Source organism: Corallococcus sp. CA053C (assembly GCF_003611675.1).
In the GTDB taxonomy this organism is placed as follows: Bacteria; Myxococcota; Myxococcia; order Myxococcales; family Myxococcaceae; genus Corallococcus.
Genome location: NZ_RAWA01000280.1, coordinates 1 through 13,131 on the forward strand (window position 1 = coordinate 1; position 13,131 = coordinate 13,131).

The 13,131-nt window shown below is 71.3% G+C and carries 9 protein-coding genes; 6 read left to right on the forward strand and 3 right to left on the reverse strand.

Annotated elements, in window-relative coordinates; all coding sequences use genetic code 11:
- The 3 genes from D7V97_RS29440 to D7V97_RS29450 all read left to right on the forward strand — a co-directional run.
- A partial coding sequence (locus tag D7V97_RS29440; RefSeq protein WP_120613968.1) for a hypothetical protein occupies positions 1–416 on the forward strand: 416 nt, incomplete at its 5' end.
- Positions 417–506: 90 nt separating this feature from the next.
- Positions 507–1,745: a metallophosphoesterase gene (locus D7V97_RS29445; RefSeq protein WP_120613960.1), complete on the forward strand. Its 1,239-nt coding sequence runs from the start codon at positions 507–509 to the stop codon at positions 1,743–1,745.
- A gap of 19 nt (positions 1,746–1,764) precedes the next feature.
- Positions 1,765–2,412, forward strand: a complete 648-nt coding sequence (locus tag D7V97_RS29450; protein WP_120613961.1) for a TetR/AcrR family transcriptional regulator — start codon at positions 1,765–1,767, stop codon at positions 2,410–2,412.
- Positions 2,413–2,494: 82 nt separating this feature from the next.
- Here D7V97_RS29450 and D7V97_RS29455 read toward each other — a convergent pair whose 3' ends face one another.
- Positions 2,495–7,030: a lamin tail domain-containing protein gene (locus tag D7V97_RS29455; RefSeq protein WP_120613962.1), complete on the reverse strand. Its 4,536-nt coding sequence runs from the start codon at positions 7,028–7,030 to the stop codon at positions 2,495–2,497.
- A 232-nt stretch (positions 7,031–7,262) separates the two neighbouring features.
- On the opposite strand from D7V97_RS29455, the gene D7V97_RS29460 reads away from it, so the two are divergent.
- The 3 genes from D7V97_RS29460 (at position 7,263) to D7V97_RS29470 (ending at position 10,433) form a co-directional block, all read left to right on the forward strand.
- Positions 7,263–8,870 (forward strand): serine/threonine-protein kinase, encoded by a 1,608-nt coding sequence (locus tag D7V97_RS29460; RefSeq protein WP_120613963.1) that lies wholly within the window; start codon positions 7,263–7,265, stop codon positions 8,868–8,870.
- A gap of 81 nt (positions 8,871–8,951) precedes the next feature.
- Positions 8,952–9,806: a RimK family alpha-L-glutamate ligase gene (locus D7V97_RS29465; RefSeq protein ID WP_120613964.1), complete on the forward strand. Its 855-nt coding sequence runs from the start codon at positions 8,952–8,954 to the stop codon at positions 9,804–9,806.
- Positions 9,807–9,902: 96 nt separating this feature from the next.
- A complete protein-coding gene (locus D7V97_RS29470) occupies positions 9,903–10,433 on the forward strand; it encodes an FHA domain-containing protein (RefSeq protein WP_120613965.1) in 531 nt (176 codons plus the stop codon).
- Between the two features lie 115 nt (positions 10,434–10,548).
- Here D7V97_RS29470 and D7V97_RS29475 read toward each other — a convergent pair whose 3' ends face one another.
- Both D7V97_RS29475 and D7V97_RS29480 read right to left on the reverse strand, forming a co-directional pair.
- Positions 10,549–11,283 carry a tetratricopeptide repeat protein gene (locus tag D7V97_RS29475; RefSeq protein ID WP_120613966.1) on the reverse strand — a complete coding sequence of 245 codons (735 nt, stop codon included), beginning with the start codon at positions 11,281–11,283 and terminating at the stop codon, positions 10,549–10,551.
- On the reverse strand, positions 11,252–12,772 hold the full coding sequence (locus D7V97_RS29480) for a serine/threonine-protein kinase (protein ID WP_120613967.1): 1,521 nt from the start codon (positions 12,770–12,772) through the stop codon (positions 11,252–11,254). The genes D7V97_RS29475 and D7V97_RS29480 overlap by 32 nt, the downstream gene beginning before the upstream one ends.
- Between the last annotated feature and the right edge of the window lie 359 nt (positions 12,773–13,131).

Genomic DNA, 13,131 nt, shown 5'->3' on the forward strand with positions numbered 1-13,131 from the left:
GTATAAGAGACAGCCCCCAGACGCCGGCCGTGCGCGCCCCCAGCTCGCCCGCGGACGCGGAGTCCATCGCGCAGGCGGACATGGAGCTGGGCCTGCTGGAGGAGTTCCCGGACGCCGACGCGCAGAGCGGCATCGCGTCCGCCATGCTCCACGCGCACTCGGACGCGCCGGTGTCGCAGAACCGCATCGTGGAGCGCCTGAAGCAGGACGGCCGCCTGGAGTCCCTCTTCGGCGAGGTCTTCCGTCAGGACAACCCCTACGTGGAGCCGCCGCACAAGGCCGCCATCGTGCGCGCGCTCGACACGGCGCTCACGCGCGGCACGGTGACGTCCGACGACCTGCGCGCCTTCTCCCGTGGCACCTACGCCCAGGAGTGGCAGCAGATTGGCGTGGCGCTGGGCGACGCCCGGAAGTAACCGGCTTCCCCGCCACAGGCCCCCTCGCTTCACGTTTCTTCACGCGCCTGCGGTTGCGTCGGGAGGCATGCGCGCGAGGATGGGGCCGCCATGGAAACCCCGCTGCGCATCGCGCTGTTCATCCTCGTCGTCGGAGTCGTGGCCACCTGCGTCCACGTCTACCTGTACCGCCGGCTGTTCCGTGACACGTCCACGAGCCCCGCGTGGCGGCACACCGGGAAGGTGCTGCTGACGCTGCTGTGCCTGCCCCTGCTGCTGTCGTGGGTGGTGACGCGCGTGATCCCCTCCGCGTTCATCGTCGCCGTCTACTCGTGGACGTGGATGGGCGTGGCCGTGTACCTGCTGCTCGCCCTCGCGGCGCTGGGCGGGGTGCGCTGGGTCGTCGCCCGCACGCAGGGCCAGCGCGCCGTCCTCGTGCCCGTCGCGGCGCCTGGGTCCGCCCCGCCGTCCCTCACGGCGCTGTCCGTCACCGCCGAGCCCGTGGCGCCCCCTGTCGATGAAGACAGGCGGCGCTTCCTCGCGCGGGCCACCGCTGGCGGCGCGGTGCTCGCAGCCGGCGGCCTCACGGGCTTCGGCATGTGGAACGCCTTCCACCCGCCGGTGGTGAACGAGGTCGCGGTCCGGCTGCAAGGCCTGCCCAAGTCCATGGATGGCTTCACCATCGTCCACGTGAGCGACATCCACGTGGGCCCCATCATCCAGCGCCGCTTCATGGACGAGCTGGTGTCGCGCTGCAACGCGCTCAAGCCGGACCTCGTCGCCATCACCGGCGACCTGGTGGACGGCACGGTGAAGGACCTGGGCCCGTCCGTCGCCGCGCTCCAGAACCTGCGGGCGCGCGCGGGCACGCACTTCATCACCGGCAACCACGAGTACTACTGGAACGCGAGCGCCTGGGCGGACGCGCTCACGGGCCTGGGCATCCACGTGTTGCGCAATCGTCACATCTCCATCGGCGACGCGGGCGGAGCCTTCGACCTGGTGGGCGTGGACGACTGGTCCATGCGCAACGGGCCCAAGGGCTACAACCTGGACGCCGCGCTCGCGGGCCGCGACCCCTCGCGCGCCTCCGTGCTGCTCGCGCACCAGCCCTCCAACTGGGACGTCGCGGCGCGCGCCGGCATGGGGCTGCAACTGTCCGGGCACACCCACGGCGGACAATTCTTCCCCTTCACCGTCGCCGTCTCCGCCATCTGGAAGCACGATGCCGGCCTCTTCCAGGACGGCGACCGCCACCTCTACGTCAGCCGGGGCACCGGCTTCTGGGGCCCGCCGCTGCGCGTCGGTGCCCCCTCGGAAATCGTTAAGGTGACCCTCCTTGCCGCGTGAGGTGTAGATTTACCCGTTAATGAGCAAGGAACCGGCGAAGCGCGAAATCAAGCAAGAGCGGGCTGCGCGGACGCGGGTTGAAATCCTCGAGGCCGCCATCACGTTGTTCGCCCGGCGGGGCTACCTGTCGACGACGATGTCGGACCTGGCGAAAGCCATCCGGATGACGCCCGGCGCGCTGTACTGGCACTTCCCCACCAAGGAAGACCTGCTGCTGGCGGCCATCGAGGAGCTGCACCAGCGCTACCGCGCGGAGTTCCTGCCGCTGCTCACCGAACGCCGCAGCCTGTCCGGCCGGGAGCAGTTGGTGTTCGTCGTCTCGCGCACCTCGCAGTTCCTGCGCTACCACCGCGAATACGGCATCTTCTTCGGGATGCTGTCCGCGGAGTCCGCGGACTCCAACGACCGCGTGGCGGAGATGCTGCGCGAGAAGATCGCCCTCTACGTGGAGGTGCTGGCCGGGATGATCCGCTACGGCCAGAAGCGCCAGGAGTTCCGCGCGGAGGTGGACCCGGTGCACATGGCCCACACGATGATGGGCGGCTACCTGGGCATCCTCCTGCACCACAACCTGTTCCGCGCCGTCGTGAACTACGACCCGCTGATGGCGTCGTTGGATCAGATCCTCTCCGGCGGCCTGCACGTGCGCACGCCCCCGCCAGGCTGAGCGGGCAGGACGGGAAACGAAGACGCCCGGCCCCCTGAAGCAGCGGGGACCGGGCGTTGTCATTGCTTCGGTCGCGGTGGGGTTACGGCCGTTCCACCACCCCGCTCTGCGCGTTCTGCGGCTGGCGCTCGGCGCGCTGCACGAAGTCCGCCGAGTTGTTCTCCGAGTCATACCCGTTGCCCGCGGTCGCATCCTCGCCGCCGGTCAGCATGCTCGCGGCGGTGGAGCTCGCCCGGGCCTTGCGCTCGATGCTGCCACCCTTGCCCGGAGGCGCGGGGGCCGCGGTCCCTTCCACCACGGTGCGCCCGGCGCCGAAGCCCACCGTGTCGATGACGCCGTCGGTGGCCGTGGGGTCCGTGGACACGGAAGCAGTGCCCAGGCGGACGTTGCCCGTGGTGCCGGAGATGTCGGTGTTGCCCCACGTGAAATCCGCGGGGACCGCGGTGGTGGAGTAGCTGGTGGCCGCCACCAGGAAGTAGCCGTGCGCCTTGATGGTCGCGGTGGGCAGCGTGGCCAGCACCGTGAAGGCCGTGGTGGTGCTGGTGGTGCTCGCCGTGCGGTAGAGCAGCTTCCAACCGGAGATGTCCACGTCGGCATCCGTCGGGTTGTAGAGCTCGATGAAGTCATCCCCGTTCACGGTCAGCCCCTGGCCGGCGATCTCGCTGATGACGACATGCTCCGCGCCCGTGACGACCTTCACCGTGATGGCCGCCTGCTTCGACACACCCGCGTAGGCCGCGGTGAGCTGACCTGTGCCCTCCGTGGCCGCGGCCGTGAACGTCACCGTCGCGGTCGTCTGGCCCGCCGCCACCACCACCGTCGTGGTGGGCGCGATGGCGCCCACGTCCGAAGGCGAGAGCGCCAGGTCCACCGCCGCACCGCCCGCCGGAGCCTTGCGGTCCAACGTCACGGTGAACACCTGCGTCTTGCCCGCCGACACCGTCACCACGTCCGGCGAGAGGCTGGCGAGCTTCGCGGGAGGCGGCAGCACGGTCAGCGACGCCGTGCGGGTGATGCCGTTGAGCGAGGCGGACACCGTGCCCGTCCCCTCTCCTTCCGCCGCCGCGGTGAACACCACCGTCGCGCTCGTCTGGCCCACCGGCACCGTCACGGACGTGTCCGCCAGCGCGCCGAAGGCCGAGCCCGCGGGAGGCGTCAGCGTCAGCAGCACCTGCACGGGCGTCGTCGGAGCGGACTCCAGCGTCACCGTGTACACCTGCTGCGCGCCCGCGTTCACCGTGGCGGTGTTCGGGGAGAGCACGGTGAGCCGCGGCACGTCGGTGATGGCGTTCACCGTGGCGTCCAGGTTGTTGACGCCGTCGGTGATGCTCACCGTGGCGGAGCCGGTGGCGGCCTCGTCCAGGGTCAGGTCGAAGGTGCCCGTCAGCGTGTCGGCGACCACGGTCTGGTTGTCGAAGGTGCCGAAGCCCGCGCGCGACAGGTTCATGCCCAGGGCCGTGCCCGCGGGCACCGGCCGGTCGAACGTCACGGTGAAGCGCGCCGTGCCGCCCGGGGCCAGGCCCACCGTCTGCGGCGTGAGGCCGGTGATGGACGCCGGCTCGTTCGTGCCCAGCACGCGCAGCGAGGTCTTCAGCGAGGACGTCTCCAGCGTCGCGGTGAGGTCCACCGCCGCCGCCGGCGCCAGCGCCTCCAGCGCCACCGTCGCGCTCGTCTGGCCGACGGGGATGACCACCTTCCCGTCCACCGCCTTCAGCGCCGCCGGGTCGGACGACGTGATGGAGACGGTGACGTCCGCCGGGTAGACGGACGCCATCGTCACCGTGAGGGCCTGCGGGATGGCGCTGCTACCGCCCACGCGCGCGTAGCCGCCGGACGTGAAGCCCGTCAGTGCCGGCAGCGGGATGAGCATGTCGCTCGCGCTCCGGGGCACCAGCTTGGAGTTGCTGAAGCCATACGTCAGCAGGCCGCGAAGCTGGCGGTACACGGTGCCCACCACCTGCGTCGGGTAGGCGAAGCCCTGGTCGTCCACCATCAGGCCGCTCTTCGTCGGGTCGCCGGACGCGTTCTCGTCGACGATGAACTCGCGGTCCTTGTTCTCCAGCCGGGTCGTGACGACGTCGCGCACCTCCACCAGCGTGCCCTCCAGCGCCTTCGCCTGGGGCCCCCCGGTGCGGATGGCCTCCGAGCGCACCACCACCGGCGCGGGCAGCGCGTTGCCAGCGCTGTGCTTCGTCACCGTGACGTCGATGAGCTCCAGCAGGCCGAAGTAGTCCTTCAGCGTGCCTTCCAGCTTGAGGTTGTCACCCACCGCCACGTCGGCCTTCGCCGCGAACACGAAGAGGCCGGAGTTCTCCGCGCCCCTGCCCGCCGGGGGGTTCGCCACCTGGACCCAGTAGCCCTTGTCCGCCTTCGCATCCACACCGGTCACCACCACGCCGTCCACCGCGACCTTCGTGCCCACGAGCGACGTGTTGCCGAAGGTCGGCGTCGTCTTCACGTCGTAGACGGTGACGGCGCACGCGGCGCCATCCGGGTTCGCCACCGGGCACGCGTCGCACGCGTCACCCACGCGGTCCGCGTCCGTGTCCTTCTGGTCCGGGTTCGCCACCAGCGGGCAGTTGTCCGCGGGGGTGACGATGTTGTCGTAGTCGAAGTCCGAGGGGTCATCGACCGAGCACGTGCCGGCCTCCGCCGGGCAGCCGTCGCACGCGTCGCCCTTGCCGTCGCGGTCGGTGTCCTTCTGGTCCGCGTTGGAGACGAACGGGCAGTTGTCGCGCCACGTCGCCACGCCGTCGCGGTCGTCGTCCTCGCCACGGAAGGCCTTGCACGCGGTGGTGCCCGCCTCCAGCGGGCAGGGGTCGCACGCGTCGCCCGTGCCGTCGCCGTCCGTGTCCAGCTGCCGCCCGTTGTCCATGGGGCGCACGGGGTTGAAGATGATGGGGCAGTTGTCGGAAGCGGCCGGGATGCCGTCCAGGTCCGAGTCCCCAGTAATCGCCAGGCCCGTGTAGACCGAGGAGCCGTTGACGGCGGCGACCGGGAAGGCGGTGCCCACCGCGCTGCGCATGGGGTCGCACGAGGGCTCGTTGGCGGGCGTGCCGCACGCGAACAGCGGGTAGAGGTTCTGGGTGTCCGTGGAGCCCTGGAACGCCGCCAGGGTCTTGGAGATCTCCGACTGGAGGCACGCGGCCTTGCGCGTGCCGCACACGTCCAGCGCGTCACACGTGTCGGTGCCCTTGAGCGCGTCCACCAGGCCCTGGTCGCCGTAGAGCGCCTTGCCGCCGCGCATCGTCAGCACCACGTCCTGCGGCTCCGCGGCGATGACCGCGCGGTGCGGGGAGGTCCGATACGTCCCCAGCCGGTAGATGGCCAGGTCCGCCACCTTGCTCGGCGCGATGCGGCCCACCTTCTCGGACACGTCCACCAGATCCGCCGCGTTGGACGTCACCATGCGCCACAGCTCTTCGTCGGTGAAGGTCTTCGCGTAGCGGGTGGTGTTGAGGTGATCCGCGCAGCGCAGCTCGCGCAGGATGTTCATGGAGCCGGATCGGATCCAGTCCGTGCCCAGCGCGATGGGGACGCCCATCGTCTTGAACGTCGTCACCATCGCCGTGTCGCCGTACAGCGACACGTTGGAGCGCGGCGACCAGACGAGCCCGGTGCCGTGCGCCGCCATCTCCGAAATCTCCCGGGCGGTGAGGCCCACGCCGTGGATGATGGCCGAGCGCGGGAACAGCACGTTGCCGGAGCCCGCGGACAGGCAGCGGAACTCGTTGAGCGCCGTCGTCGCGATGCCCTCCGCGATGTGCGGCAGGTACGCGGACGTGCGCGACACCAGCGTCGCCGCCACCGGGAAGGAGGCGTACGCGCAGCCCTCCGTCAGCGTGGTGCCGCTGCTGTCCCCCAGCGGGAAGGTGTCCGAGTCCGCGTAGCTCTCGCTCAAACCTTCCTGGTACGCGGCGGTGGAGACGTCCAGGTTGCGCAGCAGGCCCTTCTGCCCGCCCGCGCCCGCGATGGAGGTGGTGCCCGCCATCAGCTGGCGCAGCTCCGACCAGAGGATGGCGTCCGCCTTGGCGTTGGCCGGGTTGTTGATCCGCGTGTGCTTGTTGGCGCCCACGCGCCAGTCGTGCCGGTGCTCGTAGCGCTCCGTGGTGGTGCTCGCCTGGGGCGCGCCCGGGTAGGTGATGTGGTCATGCGGGTTGATGAGGCCCGGGGAGATGACGCCCGAGGGGCACAGCACCTGCGTGGCCTCCGCGGCCCCCGCCGCCTTCGCGCAGTCGCACGCGACGCACTGGATGATGCCCTGGGCGTCCACCAGCACCTGGCCGCCCACGAACGTCTCACCGTCCGCGAGCACCGTGCCGGTGAACAGCTTGCCCGCCGTGCCCGCCTTCGTCACCGCGCAGGTGGCGCCGTCGGGGAGCGCCGCGGGGGGCGTGGTCCAACATTGCGTGAACCCCGTGGAGAAGGGGGTCACGGTACAGTCCGCCTGACATCCATCACCGTCCGCTACGTTGCCGTCGTCACAGGCCTCCGCGGCCTCCTGCTTGCCGTCGCCACACACCGCCTGCGGCTTCTCCGGGTCATCGGATCCACAGGCACTGCCCAACAGGAGGACCGCGCCCAGGGCGGCCAGCAATAAGCGGGGGGAGCTGCGCATGAAGCCTCCTGCCCGAAGGCAGTACCGACAGGGTCGGTCCAACGAGGAGCACCCCGTGCCTCGCATGCTGCGTGGAGTCGGGGTGCAACATTTCAGCGATACCTGACCCGTGAAGTCCACTTCGTGGGCCTCAAAGTGCCCGCCGTGTGCCTGGAGGTGTGACAGGCGCGCACCCAACGTGTGGGGGAGCCGTCATATGACGCAGGCGTACGTGCTCTAGAGTAGGACGGACATGATCACCCGGAATCCATCGAGCACCGTTTCGCGCTTCCTGGACGCCCACCTGCGCCGCGATGCGCAGGCGCGCGAGCTGTCCGTCGCGCGCTTCATGAGCATCCTGTCCGGCATCTGCGTGGTGGTGGCCGCGGCGCTGGGCCCGGCGATGGGCTGGGACCTGACGCTGGCGCTGATGGGGCTGTCGGCGGTGCTGGCGGTCTACTACGCGTGCATGTGGCGGGTGCTGCGCGGGGGCACGTTCCATCCCGTCATTCCGTGGCTCAACGTGGCCATCGAGGTGAGCATCCCCGCGGTGGTGCTCACGTTCGACCTGCGCTACCAGGGCCCGGTGTACGCGCTCACCGCGCCCACGCTGGTCATCTGGGGCACGCTGGTGACGCTGGCGGGCCTGCGCAGCAACCCGCGCCTGGGGCTGGCCGCGGGCGCGCTGGTGGCGGCGGAGTACCTGCTCCTCTACTTCGGCTTCGTGCGGCCGCTGCTGCCCGCGGAGCCGCTCATCACGCTGGCGCCGCTGTTCATCTGCGTGCGCGCGTTCTTCTTCGTGGCCACCGGGGCGCTGACGGCGACGCTCGCGCGGCACTTCCTGGAGCGCACCCGCAGCGCGCTCGCGGCGCTGCGCGAGCAGGAGGTGATGGGCAAGTACGTGCTGCACGAGCGGCTGGGCGCGGGCGGCATGGCGGAGGTGTACCGGGCCACGTACTCGCCCGAGGGCGGCTTCGAGAAGCAGGTGGCCTTGAAGCGCATCCTGCCGTCGTTCGCGGACGACGCGGCCTTCGTCACCATGTTCCGCCGCGAGGCGGAGCTGTGCTCCACGCTCAACCACCCCAACATCGTCCAGGTGCTGGACCTGGGCCGCCACGGCGGCACCTACTTCCTGGCGATGGAGTTCGTGGACGGGCTGCCGCTCAGCGGCGTGCTCCGCCCCCAGGGCCGCAAGCCGCTGCCGCTGCCAGCCGCGACGTTCCTGGCCGCGGAGCTGGCGTCCGCGCTGGACTACGTGCACCGGCGCACCAGCCCGGACGGCGAGCCCCTGGGGCTGGTGCACCGCGACTTGAACCCGCCCAACATCCTCATCTCGCGCATCGGCGAGGTGAAGCTGTCGGACTTCGGCATCGCGCGCGACGCGGCCCGGGCCCACATGACGGTGGCCGGCAGCGTGCGCGGCAAGCTGGGCTACATGGCGCCGGAGCAGGCCATGGGCCGGGAGATCGACGGGCGCGCGGACCTCTTCGCGCTGGGCCTCACGCTGCACGAGGCCCTCACCGGCCGGCGCGCGTTGACCGGCAACTCGGAGGAGGTGCTGCTGCGCGCGGCGGTGGATCAGGAGGTCGTCCCGCCCTCGCAGCTCAACCCCGCGGTGCCGGCCGCGCTGGACGCCATCGTCATGGGCCTGCTCCAGAAGGACCCGCAGCGGCGCACCCCCAACGGCGCGGCGCTGCGTCAGCAGCTGCTGGCCCTGGAGGGCCCCGCGGCCCCCTACCCCCATGGGCAGCTGGAGCTGGGGCGCGTGGCGCGCGAGGCGAAGGCGAAGGCGCTGGCGCTCACGCAGGACCCCACGGAGCCGTTCGCCGAAGCGAAGCCGGCCGCCGTGCGCTCGGCCTGAGGGCCCGAAGGGCGGCGATGGCTGCGCGGCGATGCGGGGCGCGCTAGAACCCGGCGCGTCCCCGCTCCCGGAGCCGCCGCCTTGGACATCGCCGTCGTCACCTACGCAGGAATGCCGCAGCTGTACCCGTTCGATGCGCCGCTGGTGCCCGCGCTGCGAGCGCTGGGGTTGGATGCCCGGCCGGTCATCTGGGACGACCCGTCCGTGGACTGGAGCGGGGTGCGCGCGGCGGTGGTGCGCAACGCGTGGGACAGCCACCTGCGGCGCGACGAGTTCGTCGCCTGGGCGGACCGGGTGGGCGCCCTCACCCGCCTCTTCAACCCGGCGGACGTGCTGCGCTGGAACACGCACAAGGGCTACCTGCGCGGCATGGAGGCGCAGGGGCTGCCGCTGACGCCCACCGTCTGGGTGTCGCCCGGCGGCACGCTGGACGTGGAGGCGGTGGCGCGCGAGCAGGGCTGGGACGCGGTGGTGCTCAAGCCCGCGGTGGCCGCCGGTGGGCTCAAGGTCTTCATCTTCCGGCGCGGAGAGCTGCGCGACGCGAGCGCGAAGGTGACGGAGCTCGCGAAGGAGGGCGACGTGATGGTGCAGCCCTACCTCACCGCCTTCGAGACGGAGGGCGAGCGCTCCTACATCTTCTTCAACGGCGTCTTCAGCCACGCGGTGCGCCGCCCGCCCACGCTCGCGTCGGCGCCCCGGGGCTTCGCGGAGCCGCACGCGTTCACGCCGGACGACCGCGACGAGCTGAAGGTGGCGGAGGCGGTGCTCGAGGCGTCGGGCGGCCGGCAGCTCCTGTACGCGCGCGTGGACGTGGCCACGGACAACGCGGGGCGCACCCGGCTGCAGGAGGTGGAGGTGACGGAGCCGTGCCTCTTCCTCACCCTGGATCCGGGCGCGCCGGAGCGCATGGCGAAGGCCGTCATCGCCCGGCTGTAGTCTGGAGTCCGAAGGCCCGCCCGCCATTCGACCAATCGTGGACACCTTGGAACATGGGCTGGCGGCGAGGGCCGTGGATGGGGTTATGTCTGGAGCATGCGAGCCCTGTTGCTCTCCTTGCTCATCCGGCAGCACCTGGCCCTCAAGGAGAAGTTCAGCGCCAAGTACCCGCACGCGTGGTTGGTGTGGGAGGCCGGCGCCTGGAACGTCCCCGAAGAGCAGAATGTGGCCGCCACGCGCTTGCCCATGATGGACCTGCGCGACTGCCTGCCCGCGGGCGATGCGCTGTGCTTCGAGCTGATGGGCGTCGCGGATCGCGGCCCCCTCAAGCTGGGGCGCGCGTCGCACAACACCTTCGTCGTCAACGACGCCACGGTGTCGCGCGAACAGTTCGCCCTGCACCCCACGCCCGAGGGCCGCTGGACGGTGGAGCGGCTGGCGCAGTCCCGGCCGGTGACGGCGAACGGCGAGCCGCTGGAGCCTGAACAGCCCCGGCTGCTGCAACCCGGCGACGAGCTGAAGGTCGGCGACGTGCGCCTCACCTTCCACGACGCGCCGTCGTTCAACGCGCGCATCGCCCGCATCGCCGCGCAGGTGATGGCGCAGTCCGCCGCACCGCCGCGCTGAAGCCGGCGGAGGCGGTCGGCCAACGCCCGACGGTGCCGAGCGTCGTGAAGGCGGCGGAGGCGGTCGGCCAACGCCCGACGGTGCCGAGCGTCGTGAAGGCGGCGGAGGCGGTCGGCTAACGCCCGACGGTGCCGAGCGTCGTGTCCCGGGGGTTGGGCGCCGTGGCGAGCCACACGGCGCCACCCGCGACCAGCGCCACCGCGCCCGCGCCCGCCCACACGTACCAGCGGCGCGACCACGGCTTGGGCGCCGCTGCCTCCGTCTTCACGGACGCCTCCGGCACCTGCATCGCCAGGGCCTCGGACGCGCCGTTGCGCTGCGGCGCGGCGTCGGTGGCGGGCGTCGCGGCGAGCTTCGCCTGGCTGGCGCGCGCCTCCGCGAGCGCGGCCTGTTCGCGCGCCCGTTGCAGCTCGCGATCCCTCGCGAAGCGTTCGCGCTCGCGGCGCTGCTCCTCCTGCGCGCGCGCCCTGCCGTCCATCTCCGCGATGAGGTCGCGCACCACGTCCGCGTTGGCGGGCTCGTCCGACGACAGCGCCAGGTAGCGCCGGTAGAAGAAGGCCGAGCGCGACGGGTTGTTGAGCTGCCGGTGGCACTGCGCGATGTTGAAGAGGAAGGCGGGCAGCGGCTTGAGGCGGTACGCCTCGCTGAAGGACTTCAGCGCCCGGTCGAACTCGCCCAGGTCGTACGCGAGGTTGCCTTCGGAGAACCGCTCCCGCGCCTGATCCTCCGCGGCCGCCGAGGTTGCCTCCGACTCCGCCGCCACTGCTGGGAACGGCGTTCCGAGGGCGAGTGTGAGCGCGAGGCCCAGGGCCTTGCGATCACTGCGCCGCGAACGGATTGATGACCGCATCCCGACTTCCTCCCTTACGACCCGGCGCACGGGCCGGCGCGCGGCGCGGCCCCGTGCTCGCCTTCACGAGCGGCACGGTCAGCTCGGCGGCGGCGGCGTCCTGCTTCAGCTCCACCGAGCGCTCCAGCGGAACGTACCCGGCCAGCTCCACGCGCAGCTGCGGCGGCACCGCCTGCCGGGTCAGCGCCTTCGTCAGCGGCGTGATGCCCAGCTCCTCGCCGGTATCCACGCGGACCACCTTCGCGCCGGGCGGGGACGAGTGCACCGTCAGCGTCACCGGATCCATCGCGCCCGCCATGGGCCGCGCCGCGACGGCGGCGACCGGCGACGGCGCCAGGGCCTCCGCGTCGGGCGTGCGCATCGCGTGCAGGCCCGTCCACGTCGTGAGGCCGGACACCAGCGCGAGCGCGGTCAGCGCCGCCGCCACCTGCATCCGCCGGTCGCGCAGCAGGCCGGGCACCTTCATGCGCAGGGTGGGCCGCTCCGGCTCTTCGGCGGCGGGCTCCAGCGCGAGCGACGGCTCCGCGTTCACGGCGGGCAGCAGCAGCAGCGCGGTGGTGACCTCCGCGAGCGTCTGGGGCCGGGCCTCCGGCTCCTTCGCCAGGCAGCGCATCACCAGCGACGCGAGCGCGGGCGGCGTGGGCTCGCCCGACGGCAGCTGCGCGGGCAGCGGCGGCGGCGCCTGGGTGATGATCTGCACCACCAGCTGCCCGAAGGCCGAGGCCTGGAAGGGCGGGTGCCCGGCGAGCATTTCGTAGAGGATGTTTCCCACCGCGTAGATGTCCGCGCGCGCGTCCACGGGCAGCCCCGCGGCCTGCTCCGGGGCCATGTACGCGGGGGTCCCGATGATGGTCCCGTCCAGCGTGCCGGTGAGACTCACGCCGGTCTGCGTCGTCATCAGCTTGGCCACGCCGAAGTCCAACACCTTCACGAAGTCCGCCTGGCCCGAGCGCTGACTGATGAAGAGGTTGTCCGGCTTGATGTCGCGGTGCACCACGCCCACCTGGTGGGCCGCGCCCAGCGCCGCGCACACCTGCACCCCGATGCGCTGCACCCGCGACAGCGTGAGCCCCTCCTCCTTCAGGAGCGCGCCCAGGCTCTGGCCGCGCAGCAGCTCCATCACGCAGTAGACGTACCCGTCGGGCGAGTCGTCCACGAAGTCGAAGATCTCCACGATGTGCTCGTGGTTGACCTGGTTGACGGTGCGCGCCTCCTGGAAGAAGCGCTGCACGAAGGAGCTGTCCCGCGCGTGCTCCGGCCGCAGCACCTTGAGCGCCACCTGCCGGCCCAGCCGCACGTGGCGCGCCTGGAACACCCGCCCCATGGAGCCTTCACCCAAGAGCCGCTCCAGCTGGTAGTTGCCCAGCACCGCGCCCTCCTGGACCTCCTCACCGGGCGGCAGCATCGAAGCCGGCATCCCGCCACCGTCGCTCACGGCGTCACCGTGGCCGGACAGCACTGTGTGCGCGAAGAGGTCATCGGTGCCCATGGGGGGATCAAGTTTCCATGGCGAGGCGACCCTGCAAGCCTCGAAGGGGCATCAATCGCACCGGAGAGGGAAAAACTTTCGACACGTGACGATTGAAGCGTCCCGCACCGCATGGAGGTGTCGCAGGTGCGGCGAGCGTGCACTTGCCGTCCATGAACACTGCAAAAATCTTCCATCTGGCGCCCTCCCTTCCGGCCCCCCCGGTCTTGGATGGTCGCTGCTCGGGTACGGTTGGTCAACGTGATCAGACGTCCCGGTATCACGTTACCAAGAAAATTGTTCCCCAACTGAAGGGACAGGTGGGCGGCCCGGCTGGCCACCACACAGCGGGGAAGCGGCTCGGTGGGGGAAGCTTGCCG

What these genes read in the sequence shown, in the direction of transcription:
- D7V97_RS29445 (WP_120613960.1), top strand. Translation starts at nt 507, where the DNA reads ATGGAAACCCCGCTGCGCATCGCGCTGTTCATCCTCGTCGTCGGAGTC.
- D7V97_RS29450 (WP_120613961.1), top strand. Translation starts at nt 1,765, where the DNA reads ATGAGCAAGGAACCGGCGAAGCGCGAAATCAAGCAAGAGCGGGCTGCG.
- D7V97_RS29455 (WP_120613962.1), bottom strand. Translation starts at nt 7,030, where the DNA reads ATGCGCAGCTCCCCCCGCTTATTGCTGGCCGCCCTGGGCGCGGTCCTC.
- D7V97_RS29460 (WP_120613963.1), top strand. Translation starts at nt 7,263, where the DNA reads ATGATCACCCGGAATCCATCGAGCACCGTTTCGCGCTTCCTGGACGCC.
- D7V97_RS29470 (WP_120613965.1), top strand. Translation starts at nt 9,903, where the DNA reads ATGCGAGCCCTGTTGCTCTCCTTGCTCATCCGGCAGCACCTGGCCCTC.
- D7V97_RS29475 (WP_120613966.1), bottom strand. Translation starts at nt 11,283, where the DNA reads ATGCGGTCATCAATCCGTTCGCGGCGCAGTGATCGCAAGGCCCTGGGC.
- D7V97_RS29480 (WP_120613967.1), bottom strand. Translation starts at nt 12,772, where the DNA reads ATGGGCACCGATGACCTCTTCGCGCACACAGTGCTGTCCGGCCACGGT.